Source organism: Kocuria massiliensis, assembly GCF_900169715.1.
Taxonomy (GTDB): domain Bacteria; phylum Actinomycetota; class Actinomycetes; order Actinomycetales; family Micrococcaceae; genus Rothia; species Rothia massiliensis.
In genome coordinates this window covers 554,211-575,621 of sequence record NZ_LT835161.1, presented here as the reverse complement: position 1 = coordinate 575,621, position 21,411 = coordinate 554,211, and the positions used below count along the sequence as shown (strand labels likewise).

Sequence of the window (21,411 nt, the reverse complement as noted above, 5' to 3'; positions counted from 1 at the left end):
GATTCGATTATGCGTCTTCGGCGGCCAGCGGGCCCTCGAGGTCAAAAGCCTCCATGGGAGGGCATTCACAGACGAAGTGTCGGTCCCCCGCGGTGCCGTCGATGCGGCCCACCGGAACCCAATATTTGGAATGACGCAAACGCGGCACCGGATAAGCGGCAAGGCTCCGAGAGTAGGGGCGATCCCATTCGTCGGCGGTCAGGACCTCGGCCGTGTGCGGCGCCAACCGCAGCACCGATTGTTCGGCGTCGACCCGGCCCTCGGCCACCTCGATCATTTCCGCACGGATATGAATCATTGCCTCGATAAAACGCTCGAGTTCCTCCAAAGATTCCGACTCCGTGGGCTCAACCATGAGGGTTCCCGCTACGGGAAAGGCCAGGGTCGGGGCGTGGAAGCCGTAGTCGATCAGGCGCTTGCAGACATCCTCCGCGGTGATTCCCGAGGCTTGGGAGAGATCCCGCACATCGATAATGCACTCGTGAGCCACCAATCCCGACGGCCCGGTGTACAGAACCGGGAAGTAGTCGTTGAGCCTCTTCGCGAGATAGTTCGCGTTGAGGATCGCGACTTCCGACGAGGCGCGGAGGCCTTCCGCTCCCGTCATCGCGATGTACATCCACGAAATGGGCAACACGCCGGCGGATCCAAAGAAGGCCTGAGAAACCGCCTCGACGCGGCGTGAGTCCGCGCCCGAATCGGCATCGATCTCCGCCGCATCTCCGGGGAGATACGGTGCCAGCTGCGACGCTACGGCCACGGGACCAACGCCGGGGCCCCCGCCACCGTGCGGAATGCAGAACGTCTTGTGCAAGTTCAGGTGCGAAACGTCGCCCCCAAATTCGCCAGGTGCGGCCAATCCCATCAAGGCATTCAGGTTGGCGCCGTCGACGTAGACCTGTCCCCCCGCCTCGTGGACCAGGCGGCACACCTCGGTCACCGTCTCCTCGTACACGCCGTGCGTCGAAGGGTACGTGATCATGATGGCCGCAAGTTGCGCACCATATTTTTCAATTTTCGCCGTCAGGTCCTCGATGTTGATGGAACCGTCCTCCGCCGTAGCGACGGAGACGACGCGCAGTCCTGCCATGACGGCCGAGGCGGCGTTGGTTCCGTGCGCCGAAGCCGGAATGAGGACGACGTCGCGCTCCGATTCACCTCGGTCACGGTGGTAGTCACGGATCGCTTGCAGACCGGCGTACTCCCCCTGAGAGCCGGCATTCGGCTGAAGGGAAACGTCGGAATAACCGGTGACCGCGGTCAGCCACTCCTCCAGGTTCTGGATCAGTTCAAGCCAGCCTTCCGCTTGATCCCGCGGGGCGAGCGGATGGATCGAGGCGAATTCCGGCCACGAGATGGGCTCCATCTCGGCCGCGGAGTTCAGCTTCATGGTGCACGAACCGAGCGGAATCATCGTGCGATCGAGCGCGAGGTCCTTGTCGGACAGCTCCCGCAAATAACGCATCATCTGAGTTTCGCTTCGGTGTGCGTGGAACACCGGGTGACGGAGGTAGTCGTCCTGCCGCAGCACCTCCTCCGGGAGGTCGTACGCACCGGGGCTGTCTGAAGGCGCCGCGTCGAATGCGCTCAGAACGTCATCGAGTTGAGCAAACGTGTGCGGCTCGCCAATGCTGATGCCCACCCGGTCGTTATCGATCTTGCGGAGGTTGATGCCCTTGGCCAAGGCGGCGGCCATGACCTCATCGGCGCGGCCCTGGGTCACTGCCGTCACGGTATCGAAGAAGGTTTCGTGGGCGAGCTCGATGCCCGCGGCGTCGAGTCCGGCCGCAAGATATGCAGCCTTGTCATGGATCTCTTCGGCGATGCGACGAAGCCCCTCCGGACCGTGATAGACGGCGTACGCCCCTGCCACGATCGCCAACAAAGCCTGGGCCGTGCAGATGTTAGACGTGGCCTTTTCGCGCCGAATGTGTTGCTCGCGGGTCTGGAGCGACAGACGATAGGCGGGCCGTCCAGACGCGTCGGTGCTCACGCCCACCAAACGGCCGGGCAAGGACCTCTCGAAGCCGCGGCGAACGGCGATAAATGCCGCGTGAGGTCCGCCAAAGAAGAGGGGGATGCCGAAGCGTTGCGAGCTTCCGACGGCAATGTCCGCGCCTTGGGCGCCCGGAGAAGAGATCAGCGTCAGAGCCAACGGGTCGGTCGCGATCGTCACGAGGGCGTTGCGTTCGTGGGCTTGGGACGCGAGATCGGTGTTGTCGATGACTTGGCCTTCGGAGCCAATCTGGGCCGCGATCACCCCAAAAAGTTCCTCGTCAGGCAGACCCTCGGAGAGATCGACGATGCGGTGCTCGATACCGAGGGCGGTCAGACGACCCTCTACAATGCGGAGGGTCTGCGGTAGGAGCCGGGCGTCGACGGCGACCGCCCCGCCCTTGACCTTGCGATTGGCCCGGCGCATCATCACGACGGCTTCGGCGGCAGAGGTTGCCTCGTCCAACATTGACGCGTTGGCAATGTCCATGCCGGTCAGGTCCATGATGGCGTTTTGGAAATTGAGCAACGCTTCCAACCGGCCCTGCGAGATTTCCGGTTGATAGGGCGTGTATGAGGTATACCAACCCGGGCTCTCCAGGATGTTTCGCCGCAGAACGGCCGGCGTAATGGTCTCGGAGTATCCTTGACCGATCATTTGGACCTTGACCTGATTTCGGTGCGCGAGCCCGCGCAGTCGACGCGTTGCCTCGTCTTCGCTCAGCGGCTGGGAAAGCCCGGGAAGAGTCATGGGCTCGGAACGCCTGATCGAGGCGGGCACGGCCGCGTCGGACAACGAAGCCAAAGAGTCGTATCCCAGCTCGTTAAGCATGGAGGCGATGTCGGACGGGCGGGGCCCAAGGTGGCGGTCGATGAAGGACATGTGTACTCCGAGGTCGGCGAATGTGCCCTCCCCGCTCTGTGCCTTGACCTGAGAGTTTTCGACGCCGCGACGGTGCGACGTCTTGCCCCTTCGGCGGGACCGTGGGGTCCCTTTCCAGAGTTGCCTGACGTTTTCGGTTCATGGGCCTGAGAGTTTCCCGGGGAGGGTTTGCTCCTTCGGCGTCCGGTCGAGCCGAATCTCTCCCGAAAGCGCTTTCGCGGCAATTGACCTTAAGTTTGCCACACCACATCGGGACGTCCAACCACCAGCCCCGCTCCTCGGTCGGGTCACCGATAAGCGGGGCTGGTGGATGAATTTGGTGCACCTGCCGTGCACGGTCTGGCTCCTACATGATCCTTGCTCGACCGTGCCCGGAATGGTGCTTGGTTGATTCGACGACGGCGTTACCTCGAGGTGAGTTCGTGGCGGCGCCGAGTGCAGCGACAGGAATCCTGTTTTCCGGCCGCTACCCTCGGTACAGCTCCAGCGAGATAGCGCGTACAGAGAGATAATTCACCTGAGTTGGCAATAGGTGTACCAATGGCAGGTGGCGCCTCGGGGGTAGCCCTGAAGGTCGCCTTCGTGCCGGTTCGGGCCTAGGAATCGAGACCTACCCAGTCGATCGAGCCATTCCGGAGAAACTGCTCTTTCCAGATCGGAACCTCGGCCTTGATCGAGTCCGCGAGGTCCTCGCACGCACTAAAGGCTGCCCCTCGATGTGCCGCTGCCGCCATGACCGTCAACGCGGATTCGCCGATCTCCAAGGGGCCGATGCGGTGCACAGCCCAGAGACGTGCATCCGCGTGACGCGCCGATACCGTTTCCGCCGTGCGTCTCATGAACTCGCCCACGTCAGGGTGGGCCGTATACGTGAGGCCGCTGACGTCCCGGCCCCCGTCGTGATCGCGCACAATACCGTCGAAGACCACGAGGGCGCCCATGGCCCGGGTCATGGTCGCGGCACGCCCCTCCATCTGCAGGTGCTCCAGTGGCTCCTCGACAACGTCCGCGCGGATAACTCGCCCCGTTTCCTGCGCAACGCGCGATGGATCCCCGTTTGACTCATGAGTGGTCATGGCAATCCTCCAATTGGCTCAGGATATGCGGGTAAATGCCGTCCAGAACAGCGATCCCATCTTTGACTCCCCCACGAGAACCGGGCAACGTCACCACGAAAGTCCTCCCGACGACGCCAGCTACGCCTCGCGAAAGGACCGCCGTCGAAGTGGATCGTAAACCGCGTTCCCAGAGGGCGTGCATGATTCCGGGGATCTGCCGATCAAGGTATGGGGCGACGGCCTCTACCGTTCGATCATCACTGTTCAGACCCGTTCCACCGCTTGTCAGAATGAAAGTCGGGCGGTTTTCCGGATCCTCGATCACGCGGGCGAACGTCGCCTCGATCTGGGAGTCTTCGACGACCAGCGCATCAGGGGTCTCAAACCCAGCGCCTTGAAGCCATTCCACGGCAATCGGCCCGGACTGGTCTTCATAGATTCCCCGGGCAGCGCGGGTAGAGGCCACGATGACCAGTCCCGTCTTCTTGCGGGTATCGCTCATGAGGTGCGCTCCCGCTGCCAATCCCCGGATTTCCCTCCAGATTTCGCCACAACGTAGATCCCTTGCATTTCCGCGTGCTTATCCACGGCCTTAATCATGTCGTAGAGCGCGAGTAAGGCCGTATTCACAGCGGTCAATGCCTCCATCTCGACGCCGGTCACCCCCGAGGTCTTCACGGTGGCCTCGACCCGAATGCCCTCCTCCAACCGTTCGAAGTCCACCGTGATTTTGCCAAGCGGCAAGGGATGACACAGCGGGATGAGCTCGGACGTCTTCTTGGCACCCATGATTCCGGCGATACGCGCCACCGGCAACGCGTCGCCTTTCGGCAGGTCCGCCGCGTAGACGAGATCGATGACGTCCGGTCGAGTTTTCAGGGTTCCGGTTGCCGTGGCTTCGCGCTGCGTTACGCCTTTAGCGGTCACGTCAACCATATGGGCGGTTCCATCAGCCCGAACGTGGGTCAGCCCGGTAGGTTCTTCGGTCATAGTGTTGTCTCCATCAGTCAGTGGTGGTGCTCGGGGGGGCTAGCATCCGAGGTTGAGCAAGTGCGCTGTCACGACGTCGCCGTGGCTCAGTTGCGCGTTGGCCGGCACCTCAAGGAGACAGTCCGCCTCCGCCATCTGTGACAGAAGGTGCGAGCCGGCCCCACCGACGACGGCGACCCTGCGAGCTGATCCTTCATTCACAATTCGGCCCCGTCGAAACTGCGTCTTACCCTCGACCCCATGCACCGGAGTTTCGAGCACCGCCTGGACGGACTGCGGTTGCCGTGTCCCCCATACCGCCGCCGCGGCCGTGGCTATGACGACGCGGAAGGAAACGAGGGTGCTGACCGGGTTTCCCGGCAGACAAATCACCGGCACACCCTCACAGTCACCGTACCCCTGCGGCCCGCCCGGCTGCTGCGATACGTGACCGAACCACGACGTCGCGCTCGAACCGATGATCTGGCGGATGACCTCGAACGCGCCGTGGCTGATGCCTCCGGAGGTGATGATCACGTCAGGACGGTATTGCCGGACGGCCTCCCGGAGTCGAGACGCGCCATCCTCGGGCCGGTCGCTCGTATGGACCCGGCCCACGACGTCGAGCCCATATTCGACGCACAAAGCCGACAACATGGGTGCATTAGCGTCAAAGACTCCGGCTGCTCCGAGCGATTCCGCCGTCGAGTCCATTCCGAGAACTTCTTCGCCACCTGTGCAGATCAGCACCCGCGGTTGTGCACGGACCACAACTTCCTGGCATCCCATCCCCGCGAGGATTCCGAGTCTATGGGGCGTCACAGCTTGCCCACGCCCTAGAACCCTTTCACCTCGCATGATGTCGGAACCTGACGTCCGAATGAATTGCCCAGACGGTGCCTTGGGAACGGAAACTCGACGGCCAGCCTCCACGAATTCCGGCGGTTCGCAGCGTTCGACGGGAACCACCGCGCCAACCCCATCGGGAAGCTTCGCCCCCGTCATGATCGGGCAGACGGTTCCTTGCTCCAGGCCGTTCGGGTAGACCTTCTCCGGATCGGACCCTGCGGCCACCACGGGCCCCACGAGAAATACCCGGTCCTCCCGCTCGACATCGGAGGCAGCCAGGGCAAAGCCATCCATCTGGGAGTTATCGAAGCGCGGAGAGTCCAACGGTGCCAACACGTCTTCGGCGAGAACTCGACCGAGAGCGTCCGGACCCACCGGAATGGTTTCGCTGCGGGGCCGAGCACCGAAGGAGCGAAGGTGTTGGATCACCCGGTCGAGGTGTTCCCGAGGCGACCTGGCCTCGGTGGCAGATTTGGAGGGACGTTCGGACATCAGACTCCCTAACGTTGACGGAGGCCGCCGAGCCAGCGGGCCAGCACTAGCAGCGCCACCACGACGATGTACAGGGCAAGCAGCATGATGCAACTTCCCAACGCGGCGTCGACGTCGTCGGAGGACAGGCCCAGCTCAATATTCAGCGGGATGGTACGGGTAACGCCGTCTATATTGCCGGCGAAGGTGATAGTTGCCCCAAATTCGCCGAGGGCTCGGGCAAAGCTCAGCAAGGAGGCGGTGATCAGGCCGGGGGCCGCAATGGGTAACAGCACCTTGCGCATGATCTCTCCGCGCCGGGCCCCCTCCGTCGCCGCGATTTCCTCAAATCGACGAGGAATCGAGGAGAGTGCGGTCACGGCAGTGGACACGAAAAAGGGAAGGGAAACAAATACCTGCGCGAGCACCACCGCCCACGGCGTGAAGGAAACGCTCAATCCGGTGGAGGCAAGAAATTGCCCGAGAAGCCCATTGCGCCCCCAGAAATACATGAGGGCAAGCCCAGAAACCACCGGTGAGAGCACTAATGGGGCGTACACGACAAAGGCGACGCCTCCACCCATCACCGGAATAAGCGTTGAACCACGTCCCCCACGCGATTCACTGCGATGTCGAGCCCATTGCGCCAAGAGCAACGAGAGCGGCAGCCCCACCAGGATGCACAGCACCGTGGCAGTGACCGCCGTCCCGAGGGAAAGCTTGAGGGCCGCGACCGCCGAGGGTGCCGACAAGAGCTCCTCGGCTCGATGCCAGGGAATCTTGATGACCAACCCCAACAGCGGCCCCACCACCACCAGTACAGCGATGGCGGCTGGGACAAACATCCACAGCGGAAACGCGTAATTGCGACTATTCGCCCGGCTCAAAACCGTACTTCTTCAGGATCTGCTGGGCATCGTTGGACGCTAACCACTGGTAGAAGTCCTTAACGTCCGAACGGTCCTGACCGGAGGTGGTCATGGCCGCCGGGTACTTATTATTCGAGATCCCTTGGAGATCGATTGCGGTGACGTCCTTGCCACCATTCTTCAAATTCAGTGCGTCCGTCGAATAGATGAAGCCCGCGTCCACTTCACCCTGGCTCACCTTGGTAGAAACGGCCGAGACATTGGCTTCCTGGCTCGCCTTATTCAGGTGCACTCCCGCGGCATCCGTGGCTGATTTCGCCAACGTGCCACACGGAACCTCGGGGGCGCATACCGCCACCGGTCGATCCGCGGCGTCCTGGATACTGGAGACGTGCCCCGGGTTGCCCGGAGCCGTCACCAGCTGAAGCGTGTTGCTGGCGATGACTTTGGGCTCGGGCGAATTATGGAAGGCATCCGTTTTCAGAGCCTTATTCATATTGGCCTGGTCTGCCGAGATGAAAAGGTCGGCGGAAGCTCCCTCACGCATTTGCTGCACGAGCTTTGACGAACCGGCGAAGTTCCACGAAATCTTGACGCCCGGGTGGTCTGCCTCGTACTTCTTAGCGAGGTCCTCCCCGGCCTTGTGCAAGGATGCCGCGGCGAACACGGTAATCGTCTTCTGCTGCTCGCCGTCTGAGGCGGACGCGCTTCCGCTGGAAGTGGCGTCGCTCGCCCCTGAGCTTCCGCATCCCGAGAGCGCCAAGACGCCGATCGCCATGGTAGAAGCACCCATCAGAGCCCATCGGGTTTTCCGGTTCGAGCCCCCTGTGGTCGAGGCATTCATAGAGCTGTACTGATGCATAGGTGCTCCTTCGCAGGTGTGGTGATGCATCGCGATCCCAAGGATCGGACCGAAATTTAAGTATAGGCACGAGGCAATGCCCTTCACTTTTGTGACGCGGCCCACTGCGATGGGTGGCGCATCATAAACGGTCTTTCTCTCGGCCTGGACACGGCGAGTAACGTAGATAGAAAGGCCAAGACCCCAACGAATTGGCCGTAAGGAGGATTCGTGGGACTACTCGAAGATCGCCACGGACGCATCGCACATGATCTGCGCCTTTCCCTCATCGATAAGTGCAATCTCCGGTGCACGTATTGCATGCCCGCCGAAGGGTTGGACTGGCTTAAGAAGAACGAGATGCTCACCGCGGATGAAGCCGTGCGCATCGCGGACATCGGAGTCCGCCTCTTGGGCATTAGAGAGGTTCGCTTCACCGGAGGTGAACCCTTGGTCCGACGCGACCTAGAGCACATTATTGGCTCGTTACATCAAGCTCACCCGAACTTGCCCATGTCGATCACGACCAACGGCATCGGCCTGGAAAAACGCATCGATGATCTCGTCGCGGCGGGCTTGCAACGCATCAATGTTTCCTTGGACACCATCTGCCCCGAAACTTTTGCGAAGATGACCCGGAGACAACGCCTCCCTCAGGTTCTTCGGGGCCTAGAAGGCGCCAAAGAGGCCGGCCTTCACCTGGTGAAGATCAACGCCGTACTCATGAACGGCATCAACGACGACCAGGCGGCCGAGTTGCTGGAATGGTGCCTCGATCAGGGGTTCCAACTCCGGTTTATCGAGCAGATGCCATTGGACGCCGACCACGGGTGGACCCGAGACGGCATGGTCACCGCGGAACGAATGCGGGAACTCCTTTCGGAGAAATTCACCTTGGCTCCGCACACCGAACCCCGTGGCTCGGCCCCGGCTCAACTGTGGGATGTGTTCCCGGGCGCTTCCGACCCGTCGTCCCATCCCCTCGGGCAAGTCGGTATCATCGCTTCTGTGACCGAGCCCTTCTGCCAGTCGTGTAGTCGCACTCGGATCACGGCCGACGGCAAGATTCGCAGTTGCCTCTTTTCTCACGAGGAAACTGACCTATTGACCGCGATCCGGTCCGACGCCTCCGACGAGGAGATCGCCGAAATATGGCAAGCAGCCATGTGGGTAAAACCCAAGGCGCACGGTCAAGACACAGTGGGGCTGGACACCCCCGAATTTGTGCAACCGGATCGAAGCATGAGTGCAATCGGAGGATAACGCTGTGTTGACCGTCCACTATTTTGCCGCTGCCAAGGCGGCCCGCGGCGTCGAGACCGAAGAGTTAGATATATCGGCCCTAGGCAACGGCTCTCCTACGACCTTGGCGGATGTTTTGGCACATCTTGGCTCCACGCACACGGAAGGTCGGGCCTCCGGAAAAACCTTGACGGAGGTCTTCGCACGGTGCACCTTCCTGGTCGACGGCACATCCTCCCGTCGGGAAGACGCCGTCCCGTCCACCGGCCGGCTGGACATCATGCCCCCCTTTGCCGGTGGATGACGGCTCCGTGATTCGCCGAGAATATTTTGCGCTCATACTGGCCGGCGGGCGGTCATCGCGCCTTCATCACACAGCTCCCGCACCCACTCCCGATAAGCCGCTACTCCGCGATTCTTCGGGTACTTTGCTGGAGCACAGTCTCCGCGAGCTGAGCCGATGGGCAGACGTACCCAGTGAACGATGCGTCATCGTGGGGCCTCAAGACCTGCCCGTGCCTGCGGGCACCACAGTCACCCGCGAGGACCCGCCCTTTTCGGGGCCGGCCGCCGCAATCCATGCGGGGCTGGTCGCTGTGGGACGTCTGCTGTCGCCGCAGGACGACGCAGAATCCCGTACCGAACCATGGGTTTATCTGACGGCGGCGGATATGCCCCAGTCGGGACCCGGATTCACCGCGTTACGCAAGGCAGTCGAATCTACGGAGGCGACCGTGGACGCCGCCGTCGGCATTGACGATCACCATTGGCAACCGCTTCTGAGCTTGGTTCGTTGGAGCGCCGCACTCCAAGCTTTCGGGCCCGATTCCGCTGGAGCGTCGATACGGTCACGGCTCTCCAAGCTGAATCTCGTGGAGGCGCCGATTCCTCACGCGGCTGGAGCCGACGTCGATACGTGGGAGGATGCCGTGACTTTGGGCTTTACTTCGGTCACCGGCGAGGAGGACTCATGAGGAAGTCCTGGGAGGGGGCCCGCCAGGATCTCTACGCCGCTGCATCGCGACTCGGTGGCCTCGCTGAGACCACGAATCTGGACGTGTCCGCGGCTCTAGGCCACACCCTCGCCGAACCCATCCATTCGCCCGTACCCATCCCACATTTCGATTCTTCCGCGATGGACGGATACGCGGTGTCGGGACCGCCCCCGTGGCGGCTTCTTTTCGCTCCCCACGAGGCCTCCGGTCGAGAAAACCTTCATCGTGGCCATCACTCGGTTGCCGCGGGAACGGCCTGTCCGGTGCTCACCGGTTCGCTCTTGCCGGAGGGCACCGAGGGGATTCTTCGGTCGGAGCACGCGCACGTAAACTCCGGATATGTTCGGCCTCAGCCCGGGCACGACATCGTCCCGGGGCGAGACATCCGACGAACAGGCGAAGAGTTGCCCCTCGGAAGTCTGCTCCTACCGGCCGGAACCTTCCTCAACCCGCGCCATATCGCCCATCTGGGGGCCTGCGGCGTCGATACGGCACCGGTGTTCCGCCCGACTCCGGTTGCTCTTGCCCTCACCGGGAACGAAGTCATTGAACGGGGAATACCACGTCCTGGCGAGGTCCGAGACGCATTCTCCGACTCGCTTCCGGCGCTCATCTCCGGGTGGGGCGGCGCCGTCAACCACTGCGACAGACTCCATGACGACTATCGCGCCGTGGAGCAATGGATCGATACGTCGTCGGAACGGTTACTCATCCTCACCGGTGGTTCCGGAGGGTCCGGCCAAGACTTTGCACGACAGGTGATTGAGCAGAATGCCACACGAATCCTGGCCTCGTCCGTGGATATGCGGCCAGGCCACCCCACCTTGCTGGCCGAGCTCCCGAATGACCGCCTCGTTCTGGCGCTTCCAGGAAATCCGTTGGCCGCGTATACCGCCCTCTATTCCTTCGCCCCGGTTGCGCTGGCAGGACTCATGGGCAGGGAAGAACCAGCCGTTCACGACGCTCGGGTAGCGATGACCGTGGGACCGCTGTCCATGTCCGGGGTCCGGCTGATCCCGAGTATCCTTCGAGGCCATATGATCGAGCCTTTGCCTCGAGTTCAATCCCATATGCTCTCAGGCTTGGCCGCAGCCGACGCCTTCGCTCTCATACCTCATGAGGGAGCCGACGAAGGCGCCGTCGTGGGAATGATCCACCTGCGATCACCCTTCTGAGGCCCGCGGATCCTTGATACTCGCAGGGTGCCTAACCGTTAAACGGGAGAAGGCCTCCCCACCGCAAGGTGGGAAGGCCTTCAACCAAAGAATTCCGGAAGGAATTACTTGAGGGTGACGGTGGCGCCGGCGCCCTCGAGCTGCTCCTTGGCCTTGTCGGCGTCTTCCTTGGAAGCACCTTCGAGGACAGCCTTCGGAGCGCTGTCGACGAGGTCCTTGGCTTCCTTGAGGCCGAGCGAGGTCAAGGCACGAACTTCCTTGATCACTGCGATCTTCTTGTCGCCAGCGGACTCGAGAACGACGTCGAATTCGCTCTGCTCTTCAGCAGCAGCACCGGCGTCGCCACCGGCGGCCGGGGCGGCAGCAACTGCGGCCGGAGCAGCAGCGGTGACGTCGAAGGTCTCCTCGAAGGCCTTGACGAAGTCGGACAGCTCGATCAGGGAGAGTTCCTTGAAAGCTTCAATGAGTTCTTCGGTGGTCAGCTTAGCCATGTGTTTGGCTCCTTCTCATGTCTTGTTGCGGTGGATTCCCGCAACGGATCTTGCGTTCTCCTGCTCCCCAGGCTGAGGCGCAGGGCCAACGGTGTCCCGTTGATGACGTCCGGGGACGTCTTAGGCAGCGGATTCTCCACCCTGCTCCTCGACCTTCGCGCGCAGGGCCTCTGCGGTGCGAACGGTCTTGGAGAGCGGTGCCTGGAACAGTGCAGCAGCCTTGGACAGCGTGCCCTTTGCGGCACCTGCAACCTTGGCCAGAAGCACCTCGCGAGATTCAAGATCCGCAAGCTTCTTGATGTCGTCCTCGTTGAGCGTCTTACCTTCGAAGTAACCGCTCTTGAGGACCAGCTGGGGGTTGTCCTTGGCGAAGTCACGCAGGCTCTTGGTCGCCTCGACCGGTTCCCCGGTGATGAAGGCGATGGCGGTGGGGCCGTTGAGGTCATCGAAGTTCAGGCCTTCGATGCCGGCTTCCCTGGCCGCAATGGCGGTCAGCGTGTTCTTCACCACGGCATATTCAGCGTTCTCACCGAGGGAACGGCGCAGCTCTTTGAGCTTTGCCACGGTGAGCCCACGATACTCAGTCAAAACAGCGGCATCCGAGTTGGAGAAAAGCTCCTTCAACTCCGATACAGCGGCTGCCTTTTCCGGTGTCGCCATGGTACTCCTTCCGGTCTGATTGCCGGACGCCCATGAGCCTACAAAAAATGCCCCGCGCAGATGGCGGGGCACAGCAACCCTCAACGCACATGAGAATGCACGGAGGTTAGTGTGTCACGTTCACCTGCGCTGGCCGTTCCTTGCGGGAACTCTTATGGCGGATAAACACACCCTGACGGGCATGAGAAACATACGACCGGCGGTCTTTGGTGTTACCAGTAAACCACATCGGTGCCCTGAGGACCACCCTGAACCCTGAGATGCGGTGTAGTTCACTCTCTGTGGTCTCGCCTAAGATGCCAGAACTCTGTTTCCGGTCTTCGCGTCGAACTCATGGACGCGGCCTGGCGGTACGGACAATTCAACCCATTCCCCTCGCATGGCCCTTGCCGCCTTCTCCGAAGAAGGCACGATCGCCCGCAGCCGTTGCTGCTGAGACTCAGATTCCACATCGAGCAGGGTTTCTTCGCCCAGGAAACTGGATCCGGTCACGCGGACTCGAGTCCTGATCCCGTCAGTCATCGACGTGCCGTGACTCGCAGAGGGGACCGAGCGGACCACACAGTGCTCGGGTCTAAAACCCAGAAGCTTTCCCGTTGGCGACTCCACGAAGTTCATGGGGTAACTCCCCAGGAACTCCCCAACGAATCGCGTCGCGGGTTGGTTCCACAGTTCCCAGGGAGTCCCGAGCTGCTCCACCATTCCGTCCCTCACAACGGCTACGGTGTCGCCCAAGGCGAAGGCTTCCTCCAAATGATGCGTCACATACATCATGGTGAGCCCTTGCTGACGCTGAACGGAACGAAGATCTTCTCGAATGACTCTCGCCAACGCGGGATCCAGGTGGGCCAGCGGCTCGTCAAAGAGATACAGGTTGACGTCTCGCACAAGGGCCCGGGCAATACCGACGCGTTGACGCTGCCCACCGGAGAGTTGGTGAATACGACGGGGCCCAAGCTCACCGATGCGCATCATCTCCAGCGCTTGGTGAGCCCGACGACGCCGAGACGCTATGTCCCCTGCATTCTGGGAGCGGCCGGCTGCGAGCTTGAGCGGAAAAAGCACATTTTCCAAGACCGTCAAGTGTGGATAGAGCGGGGTGTCCTGGAATGCCACGGAAATCTCGCCCAGGCGCACCGGGCGACCCTCGATGGTGACGTGTCCGGCATCGGGGCGCTCCAACCCGGCGGCCAGTCTCACAAGAGTGGTCTTCCCTCCACCGGATGGCCCGACGACGGATAGCATCTTGCCGGTCTCTAGCGTGAGGTCGACGCCGCGCAGTACCGGCTCGCCACCGAAATTCTTTTCGATGCCCCTGAATTCCAAGCCCATACGACCGACTCCTCACCGAGTACAACCCCTCTAGTCTACGTCGCCTACCTCTCCACGCCGGTTGGATATGACAAGGCCCCGATCATCACATCGATGATCGGGGCCTTCATGCTGTGCCGCAGGTGCTCAGGCAACCTCCGGCGCGGCGGGGAACGTCTTACTTCTCGGCAACCGAGGGGTCGACGGGAACGCCGGGGCCGAACGTGGTAGCCACGGTGACCTTCGAAATGTAGCGGCCCTTCGAGGAGGACGGCTTCAAACGAACGATCTCTTCGAGAGCCGCGCGGAAGTTCTCTTCCAACTGAGCGGCATCGAACGAGGCCTTACCGATGATGAAGTGAAGGTTGGCGTTGCGGTCGACACGGAAGTCGATCTTGCCGCCCTTGATGTCGCCAACGGCCTTGACGACGTCCATCGTGACCGTGCCGGTCTTCGGGTTCGGCATGAGGTTACGGGGGCCGAGGACCTTACCGAGGCGGCCGACCTTGCCCATCATGTCCGGGGTAGCCACGGCGGCGTCGAAGTCGACCCAACCGTCAGCAACCTTGGCAATGAGCTCGTCCGAACCGACAAAGTCAGCACCGGCTTCTTCTGCCGCTGCGGCCTTGTCACCCTGAGCGAAGACGACCACGCGGGCGGTCTTACCGGTGCCATTCGGCAGGTTCACGGTGCCGCGAACCATCTGATCCGCCTTACGGGGGTCAACCGAAAGGCGAAGGGCGACCTCAACGGTCGCGTCGGCCTTGGAGGAGTTGATCTCCTGAGCCTTGGCGATTGCTTCGCCGATGCCGTAGAGCTTGTCCTGCTCAATCTTGGCTGCGGCTTCCTTGTACGCTTTGCTGCGCTGTGCCATCTGCTATTTCTCCTTGTGCAGTTGTGGTCTCTCGGACCGCGCGGGCCCTGCCACCGGCCCCTTCGTGTGGGGCCTCCCGCGACGTACGCGGGCTTAATTTATGGTCTATTTCGAGAAATCCCTAGTAGGGAATTACTCGACGGTGATGCCCATCGAACGGGCGGTTCCGGCAACGATCTTCGACGCGGCGTCGAGATCATTGGCGTTGAGGTCCGGCATCTTGGTCTCGGCGATTTCGCGGACCTGATCCATCGAAATCTTGCCCACCTTGTTGGTGTGGGGAACACCGGAACCCTTTGCGACGCCGGCGGCCTTCTTGATGAGGTCGGCGGCCGGAGGGGTCTTGGTGATGAACGTGAAGGAACGGTCTTCGTAGACCGTGATTTCCACGGGGATCACGTTTCCGCGCATGGATTCCGTTGCAGCGTTGTATGCCTTGCAGAATTCCATGATGTTGACGCCGTGCTGACCGAGCGCGGGGCCGACCGGAGGTGCCGGGTTAGCGGCGCCTGCCTGGATCTGCAGCTTAATCAGGCCTGAGACCTTTTTCTTGGGAGCCAATGGAGGTCCTTTTCGTAAACGGGGCTGACCGTCGCACAGGAGCGTACGGCGGCGGTGGGTCACCGTGGCGCGGCGACCCGGCGTGGAGGCTCGCCAAAGCTTAACGAGCACACGCGATCACCATCTTAGACCTTGCCTTCGCTGATTCTCCACCTGAGGGGACGAATCTCACCCTTTAACGCGACGACGCGGCCCTCCCCACGTGGGAAGGAGCCGCGCCGACGGTTTCCAGATGGAATCTTAGATCTTGGTGACCTGATTGAAGCTCAAGGTCACGGGCGTCTCGCGTTCGAACAGGGAGACGAGGACCACGAGCTGCTGAGCCTCGGGCTTGATCTCGGAAATCGTCGCCGGAAGCGTCTCGAACGGACCTTCCTTGACGATGACGGATTCGCCAACCTCGAAGCCGACATTGAGCTGCGGCGCAACCGCCTCCGGGATGGGCTCGCCTGCTTCCTTGGCCGCCTCGGCCTGCTCGGCCTCGAAGACCGGTGCGAGCATGTCGACGACCTCATCGAGTCGCAACGGCACCGGGTTGTAGGCATCTTGGCCCACGAATCCGGTGACACCCGGGGTGTGGCGGACGACGCCCCACGACTCATCGGTCAGGTTCATGCGTACCAGCACGTAACCGGGGATGCGCACACGGCGCACGGTCTTCCGCTGACCGTTCTTAATCTCGACGACCTCTTCCATGGGGACCTGGATCTCGAAGAGATCGTCCTCCATGTTCATCGACTGAGCACGCGTGGTCAGGTTAGTTTTCACCCGATTTTCGTAGCCCGCGTAGGTATGGATGACGAACCAGTCGCCCTCCTGACGGCGCAACTTGGAACGGAATTCCTGCATCGGATCGACCTCGTCGGCTGCGTCTGCCGCATCCGCCGCGTCCTGAACCGTGTCATCGAAGTCATCGGAAGCGTCGTCAGAGGCCGCGGAATCTTCCTGCGCGGAGGAGACCAGGGCCGATTCCGTTTGTTCGAATCCGGACTGGCTGGACTGCTCCGCAGCCGCGGCCTGCTCAGCCTGCTCGGGCGAGGCCTCTTCAACCTGGTTTTCGGCGGAGTTCTCGAGTTCCTGCTCGGACACTGCGTTTCCTGCTTTCTTGGGGGTTCTCACGCCCGCGCAACCAAACACCTGGTCGCCAGACGAGATCGTCTGAATGGTCTGGACTTAGCCTTGGCCGCCGGCGGGCTTTTGCCCGAAGGTTCCGTCACCGAAGAGCCAGAATGTTCCCTGGCCGAAGAGGTAGTCCAGGCCAAAGATCAGCAACATCATGAAGGCCACGAACACCAGGACGATGACGACGTAGTTTGCCAATTCGCGCCGAGTGGGGCTGACGACCTTTTTAAGTTCGGCAATGACCTGCTTGAAAAATAAAAGAATACGTCCGAAGAAGCCGCGCTTGCTCGTGCTGGCATCTTCCTCGGCGGCTCCCGTAGCGGCAGCTCTAGCCATTCGGTACCGCCCCTTTCTGACGTTATGGCTTGGACGTTGTGCAACGTTCTCGACTATATGCCACGAATGAGGTCTTCGTGAGGGGATGAATATGCAGGGCAGACAGGACTCGAACCTGCAACCTGCGGTTTTGGAGACCGCTGCGCTACCAATTGCGCCACTGCCCTTCGACGGAGACCGTCGTTCGCCGTTTCGCATCACCTCGTTGCCTTGCAGGCATGAGCGATCCGCGGTGGCGAGCACCGAACGTTCACTTTAGCGAGTTTGCCGAATCATCGCAATTTGCCGTGGATCACTCTGGAACATGAAGCCCCATGCGAAGCCTGAACGGTCGTCCACAGCCTGGTCACGAGCGTGTGTCGTTCCCGCCTTGGCACCTATGATGGGTATCACCGTCCCCGTCCTCAACGAAAGTGAACATCATGTCCACTCACGAGCGCATCTCCTCGCGCATCGCGGCCATCGCACCCTCTGCCACACTCGCCGTCGATTCCAAAGCGAAGGCGCTCAAGGCCGAAGGTCGCCCGGTGATCGGATTTGGGGCAGGCGAGCCGGACTTTCCGACCCCCGCCCCCATCGTGGACGCCGCGCGAGAAGCACTGAACGACCCCTCGAACTTCCGGTATACGCCCGCCACGGGCCTGCCGGAACTCAAGCGCGCCATTGCGGAGAAGACCCTGCGCGATTCTGGCTACTCGGTGGACCCCTCGCAGGTGATCGTGACCAATGGCGGTAAGCAGGCGGTCTATCAGGCGTTTGCGACCGTGATCGATGAAGGAGACGACGTCCTCCTTCCTGCGCCGTATTGGACCACCTACCCGGAAGCTATCCGGCTAGCCGGCGGGCGCCCGGTCGAAGTCTTCGCCGGCTCGGACCAGGAATACAAGGTTACCGTGGATCAGCTGGAGGAGGCATACACGCCTCACACCAAGGCACTGATTTTCGTCTCCCCTTCGAACCCGACGGGTGCGGTTTACACCCCGGAGGAGACCGCAGCCATTGGTGCGTGGGCCGCGGAGAAGGGCATCTTCGTCCTGACCGATGAAATTTATGAACACCTCACGTACGACGACGCCCCTTTCACCTCGATCGCTACCGCTGCGCCTGAGCTTGGAGAGAACGTCATCGTCCTCAACGGCGTGGCCAAAACCTACGCCATGACCGGCTGGAGGGTGGGCTGGATGATCGGCGCCCCCGACGTCATCAAGGCCGCATCCAACCTGCAGTCGCATCTCACCTCGAACGTCAACAACATCGCCCAGCGTGCCGCCTTGGCGGCACTCACTCTCCCCCAGGACGAACTAGACCGTATGCGAGAAGCCTTTGATCGGCGCCGTCGCACCATTGTCGACGGTTTGAACGCGATCGACGGCGTCACCTGCCCTACGCCGAAGGGCGCCTTCTACGCCTACGCTGACGTCACCGGTCTCCTTGGGGCCACCCTGGCAGGTCGCACGGTGACGACGTCCGCAGAACTGGCGGATCTCATTTTGGAGAAAGCTGAAGTTGCCGTAGTTCCCGGCGAGGCCTTCGGCCCGAGCGGGTACTTGCGGTTGTCATATGCCCTCTCGGACGACGACCTCCAGGAAGGATTGGGGCGCATCCAGCGCTTCCTCGCGACCGCGGAACGGTAGGCTCCCGCGCCGAAAATCCCACACAATCCCACATCATTTTCCAGGGGCATCCCGCATTTCATGACGCGGGATGCCCCTTGCCGATTCCACCGGTGTGGGGATCCACAAGTTCGCAACAATTCGCTACACTGGAATTAGCATTCTGGCTGGATCAATGCAAGGAGACCCCATGAAAATCGGACTTCTCACCAGCGGTGGCGACTGCCCCGGTTTGAACGCCGTGATTCGCGGCGCTGTTCTCAACGGTGTCAAAACATACGACGACGAATTCGTGGGGTTCCGCGACGGGTGGCGGGGCCTCCTGGAAGCCGACATCATGGACCTTCCCCGCGCCGAAGTCCGCGGCCTGGCCCGGACCGGCGGCACGATTCTCGGCACGTCTCGCACCAACCCCTTCGAGGGCCCCTTGGGCGGTCCGGAGAACATCTCCCGTGTCCTCGCCGAACACTCCATCGACGCGGTCGTGGCCATCGGCGGTGAAGGCACCCTCGCCGGCGCCAAACGCCTCTCCGATGCTGGCTTGCCCGTCGTGGGCGTTCCCAAAACCATCGACAATGACCTCAACGCCACCGATTTCACCTTCGGTTTCGACACCGCCGTGTCTATCGCAACCGACGCCATGGACCGGCTCCGCACCACCGGAGAGTCACATCACCGATGCATGGTTGCCGAGGTCATGGGTCGCCATGTTGGGTGGATCGCCTTGCATTCCGGGATGTCAGCCGGTGCCCACGCGGTACTGATTCCCGAACAAAAAGTTCCCATGACGCAGGTGGCCGACTGGGTTCGTGAGGTCCACGAACGCGGACGCTCACCGCTCGTCGTCGTCGCCGAAGGGTTCATTCCCGAAGGCATGGATGACGTTCTGCACGAGAAAGGACTCGAGCAAGACGGCCGCCCCCGTCTTGGCGGCATCGGCGAATACGTGACCCGGGAGATCGAGAAAATGACGGGCATCGAGACCCGCAATACAACTCTCGGTCACATCCAGCGCGGTGGCGCGCCGACGGGCTTCGACCGCGTCCTCGCGACTCGACTCGGCATGGCCGTGGTGGATCTCATTCACGACGGCGAGTGGGGCAAGATGGTCGCCCTTCACGGAACGGACATCGACCGCGTCGACTTTGCCGAAGCGCTCAAGGGCCTGAAATCTGTGCCCCAGCACCGCTGGGACGAGGCCAAGATCCTCTTCGGACGGTAATCCAGGCGACGGCACGTCCATTCGAGTCTCACGACGACGGGGCGCCGCTTCCAGCTAAGGAAGCGGCGCCCCGTCGTCGTGAGTCAGTGGACGCGTCGGATCATTTCAAGAAATCCCCGCGAGTTCGACGCCCGACGGCTTGTCCGGCGTCCGGACTGACCACAACAGTCTGGGCCGCCGCGTATTCCACGGTGACGGACCCTTCCGTCTCAGCCCCTGCTTCCACATGCGAGGTTGAATCTCGGATGATCAGAGATTCCTCCGGGTCCACCCCGCGCTTAATGACGGCGAGCGCAATGGGACCGGCTTCGTGATGGAGCGCGACGCTCGTGATCCGTCCCGCGGGACGTTTTCCGCCGGGTGCGAAGACCTCGGCCCCCACCTCGGGGAGGGTGTGTTCTGACCCATCTACATCAAGGAACACCAGGCGGCGCGGCGGATGGCCCAGGTTGTGAACTCGAGCGATGGTTTCCTGCCCCTTGTAACACCCCTTGCTGAGGTGAACGGCCGTTCGCATCAGGTCGAGTTCGTGCGGGATCGATTTTTCGTCCACTTCCGTCGCGTAGCGAGGCCTCCAGGCGGCAATGCGCAATGCTTCCAACGCCCAGCTCCCGCACCACTCGACGGTCAATTCACCGAGTAGGGTCCGGGGAACCAGAGTTTCCCAGTACTCCCATTCCTCACCAGGATGAGCTTCAACGGCGGAGTACGACGTGCCGCCCGGCCCAATCGCCGGCCACGGATCCTGCCACTCCGCGACGTCGTCGGGCACCCCGGCCCGCCCCGCCAGCGAACGGGTGGAACCCACCACGGCATAATTCGCCGTCACGTCATTGACCTCGACCCGCAACATGAAGCGCATGGAATCGAGGAAGGTCGCGAGCGCCTCTTGCTGCCCGGACTCCACGATGAGCCAGATGGCCTCTGCGCCGACGATCACGTGTGGTTGAAATTCGATGCGTCCTTGAGCGGAGAGGAGCGTCAGTTCCGAACTGGTGCCCACGGGCAATCCGGAGATGACCTGCGAGGACAAGGTCGTCAACCAGCTCGCACGATCGTCACCGGTGACGCTGACTACCCCTCGGTGGGATAGGTCAACGGCGGCAGGGCTTCCATCGGCGGAACGCTCGAGACGACGTTGTTCCTTGATGGGATCGCCATAATGAGCGGCCACGCCCGCATCAGGCCCGGAGGCCTCGACCGCTCCATGCACCGAGAGGATCGGGGAGGTATAGGTCATGCGGCCTCGTCCACCTTCCGCAGACGCGCCGAGGCGTGCGACGAAAGCTGCTGCCCCTGTGCGGCCATGTCCCAGGCCCACATGAGTTCGCCGTTGACGAGCCCAAACATTCGCGACGCGGCGGTGTACTCCTTGGCGTTGGCTCCTCGCATCACGGCGTCGGTGGCCATTTGGATGCGAGGTCCTTCGATGACTCCCACGTAGAGTTCGCTGACTCCCCCGGGATGGTTGATGGTCGCGAGGATGTCGAAACCGTTATCCGAGTTGCGGAGCTTCTCAACCTCCGAAGCCGTAGTGATAACGGCCTCCTCAGAGCCGGGCAAGAGGCCTGGGCCGAGGTCCGAGTCCCCCAGCTTCCGGTCAAGCTGCCAGAATCCGGTTTCTACGGTAATCAGACGAGTGCGGTTGCCCTCCTCATCCAGGAGATAGGACTCCGCTCGATATTCGAGGTATGGCTGGCCGTTGTGCGTGAAATCGACGATCTGGCCGAATTGACGCTCCTCGGCTTCTGCGTATCCCAGTACGCCAACACCCTCCCAATGGCCCAAAAGCCACGCGAAGGGAACTAGTTCGGGGGTCAAATCTGACGGAATCTCAATAGGCATATGACCATCTTAAACGCCGATAGCCCGAG

At 61.8% G+C, this 21,411-nt stretch carries 22 protein-coding genes, 1 tRNA gene and 1 riboswitch; of the genes, 6 read left to right on the top strand and 17 right to left on the bottom strand.

Annotation, left to right across the window (positions count from 1 at the left end):
• Nucleotides 1-7 precede the first annotated feature (7 nt).
• The 7 genes from gcvP to modA form a co-directional block, all read right to left on the bottom strand.
• Entirely contained in the window at nt 8-2,878 is a 2,871-nt protein-coding gene (gene gcvP, locus B9Y51_RS06890) for an aminomethyl-transferring glycine dehydrogenase (protein ID WP_085529235.1), read from the bottom strand.
• 124 nt (nt 2,879-3,002) lie between these two features.
• A riboswitch (glycine riboswitch) is annotated at nt 3,003-3,094 on the bottom strand.
• A gap of 380 nt (nt 3,095-3,474) precedes the next feature.
• Entirely contained in the window at nt 3,475-3,954 is a 480-nt protein-coding gene (locus tag B9Y51_RS06885) for a molybdenum cofactor biosynthesis protein MoaE (RefSeq protein ID WP_048682961.1), read from the bottom strand.
• A complete protein-coding gene (locus B9Y51_RS06880; protein WP_085529234.1) occupies nt 3,941-4,438 on the bottom strand; it encodes a MogA/MoaB family molybdenum cofactor biosynthesis protein in 498 nt (165 codons plus the stop codon). Before B9Y51_RS06880 ends, B9Y51_RS06885 begins: the two co-directional genes overlap by 14 nt.
• A complete protein-coding gene (gene moaC, locus B9Y51_RS06875; protein ID WP_085529233.1) occupies nt 4,435-4,926 on the bottom strand; it encodes a cyclic pyranopterin monophosphate synthase MoaC in 492 nt (163 codons plus the stop codon). The genes B9Y51_RS06880 and moaC overlap by 4 nt, the downstream gene beginning before the upstream one ends.
• 39 nt (nt 4,927-4,965) lie before the next feature.
• Nucleotides 4,966-6,246, bottom strand: a complete 1,281-nt coding sequence (locus B9Y51_RS06870; RefSeq protein ID WP_085529232.1) for a molybdopterin molybdotransferase MoeA — start codon at nt 6,244-6,246, stop codon at nt 4,966-4,968.
• A gap of 8 nt (nt 6,247-6,254) precedes the next feature.
• On the bottom strand, nt 6,255-7,112 hold the full coding sequence (locus B9Y51_RS06865; protein WP_245826090.1) for an ABC transporter permease: 858 nt from the start codon (nt 7,110-7,112) through the stop codon (nt 6,255-6,257).
• Entirely contained in the window at nt 7,096-7,956 is an 861-nt protein-coding gene (gene modA, locus B9Y51_RS06860) for a molybdate ABC transporter substrate-binding protein (RefSeq protein WP_218189207.1), read from the bottom strand. The genes B9Y51_RS06865 and modA overlap by 17 nt, the downstream gene beginning before the upstream one ends.
• A 210-nt stretch (nt 7,957-8,166) precedes the next feature.
• Here modA and moaA point away from each other — a divergent pair, with 210 nt between their 5' ends.
• Genes moaA through B9Y51_RS06840 form a run of 4 tightly spaced genes read left to right on the top strand, consistent with a single transcriptional unit; the run spans nt 8,167 to nt 11,347 of the window.
• Nucleotides 8,167-9,198: a GTP 3',8-cyclase MoaA gene (gene moaA, locus B9Y51_RS06855; RefSeq protein WP_085529230.1), complete on the top strand. Its 1,032-nt coding sequence runs from the start codon at nt 8,167-8,169 to the stop codon at nt 9,196-9,198.
• A gap of 4 nt (nt 9,199-9,202) precedes the next feature.
• The gene (locus tag B9Y51_RS06850; RefSeq protein WP_218189206.1) at nt 9,203-9,481 is read left to right on the top strand and encodes a MoaD/ThiS family protein; all 279 of its coding nucleotides are present in this window, start codon (nt 9,203-9,205) and stop codon (nt 9,479-9,481) included.
• Nucleotides 9,482-9,488: 7 nt separating this feature from the next.
• Nucleotides 9,489-10,151 (top strand): molybdenum cofactor guanylyltransferase, encoded by a 663-nt coding sequence (gene mobA / locus B9Y51_RS06845; protein WP_158088266.1) that lies wholly within the window; start codon nt 9,489-9,491, stop codon nt 10,149-10,151.
• Nucleotides 10,148-11,347 (top strand): molybdopterin molybdotransferase MoeA, encoded by a 1,200-nt coding sequence (locus tag B9Y51_RS06840; protein ID WP_085529228.1) that lies wholly within the window; start codon nt 10,148-10,150, stop codon nt 11,345-11,347. The genes mobA and B9Y51_RS06840 overlap by 4 nt, the downstream gene beginning before the upstream one ends.
• A gap of 104 nt (nt 11,348-11,451) precedes the next feature.
• Here B9Y51_RS06840 and rplL read toward each other — a convergent pair whose 3' ends face one another.
• The 8 genes from rplL to B9Y51_RS06800 form a co-directional block, all read right to left on the bottom strand.
• Entirely contained in the window at nt 11,452-11,838 is a 387-nt protein-coding gene (rplL, locus tag B9Y51_RS06835) for a 50S ribosomal protein L7/L12 (protein WP_048682981.1), read from the bottom strand.
• 120 nt (nt 11,839-11,958) lie between these two features.
• A complete protein-coding gene (gene rplJ, locus B9Y51_RS06830; protein WP_048682983.1) occupies nt 11,959-12,498 on the bottom strand; it encodes a 50S ribosomal protein L10 in 540 nt (179 codons plus the stop codon).
• Nucleotides 12,499-12,789: 291 nt separating this feature from the next.
• Entirely contained in the window at nt 12,790-13,830 is a 1,041-nt protein-coding gene (locus B9Y51_RS06825; protein ID WP_085529227.1) for an ABC transporter ATP-binding protein, read from the bottom strand.
• Between the two features lie 157 nt (nt 13,831-13,987).
• The gene (gene rplA, locus B9Y51_RS06820; protein WP_048682988.1) at nt 13,988-14,683 is read right to left on the bottom strand and encodes a 50S ribosomal protein L1; all 696 of its coding nucleotides are present in this window, start codon (nt 14,681-14,683) and stop codon (nt 13,988-13,990) included.
• A gap of 132 nt (nt 14,684-14,815) precedes the next feature.
• Nucleotides 14,816-15,244 (bottom strand): 50S ribosomal protein L11, encoded by a 429-nt coding sequence (gene rplK / locus B9Y51_RS06815; protein WP_030015100.1) that lies wholly within the window; start codon nt 15,242-15,244, stop codon nt 14,816-14,818.
• A gap of 240 nt (nt 15,245-15,484) precedes the next feature.
• Nucleotides 15,485-16,333, bottom strand: coding sequence for a transcription termination/antitermination protein NusG (gene nusG, locus B9Y51_RS06810; RefSeq protein ID WP_085529226.1), 849 nt, complete (start codon nt 16,331-16,333; stop codon nt 15,485-15,487).
• Between the two features lie 84 nt (nt 16,334-16,417).
• Nucleotides 16,418-16,702, bottom strand: a complete 285-nt coding sequence (gene secE / locus B9Y51_RS06805) for a preprotein translocase subunit SecE (protein ID WP_048682992.1) — start codon at nt 16,700-16,702, stop codon at nt 16,418-16,420.
• 94 nt (nt 16,703-16,796) lie between these two features.
• Nucleotides 16,797-16,869, bottom strand: a tRNA-Trp gene (locus tag B9Y51_RS06800).
• A 255-nt stretch (nt 16,870-17,124) separates the two neighbouring features.
• Here B9Y51_RS06800 and B9Y51_RS06795 point away from each other — a divergent pair.
• A complete protein-coding gene (locus tag B9Y51_RS06795; protein ID WP_048682994.1) occupies nt 17,125-18,336 on the top strand; it encodes a pyridoxal phosphate-dependent aminotransferase in 1,212 nt (403 codons plus the stop codon).
• A 169-nt stretch (nt 18,337-18,505) separates the two neighbouring features.
• Nucleotides 18,506-19,537: a 6-phosphofructokinase gene (locus tag B9Y51_RS06790; protein ID WP_085529225.1), complete on the top strand. Its 1,032-nt coding sequence runs from the start codon at nt 18,506-18,508 to the stop codon at nt 19,535-19,537.
• A gap of 100 nt (nt 19,538-19,637) precedes the next feature.
• Here the strand turns inward: B9Y51_RS06790 and ygfZ are convergent, their stop codons facing one another.
• Both ygfZ and B9Y51_RS06780 read right to left on the bottom strand, forming a co-directional pair.
• Complete coding sequence (ygfZ, locus tag B9Y51_RS06785; RefSeq protein ID WP_085529224.1) at nt 19,638-20,777, bottom strand: CAF17-like 4Fe-4S cluster assembly/insertion protein YgfZ; 1,140 nt, start codon at nt 20,775-20,777, stop codon at nt 19,638-19,640.
• Entirely contained in the window at nt 20,774-21,382 is a 609-nt protein-coding gene (locus tag B9Y51_RS06780; RefSeq protein ID WP_048683000.1) for a nitrobindin family protein, read from the bottom strand. Before B9Y51_RS06780 ends, ygfZ begins: the two co-directional genes overlap by 4 nt.
• Nucleotides 21,383-21,411: the final 29 nt, after the last annotated feature.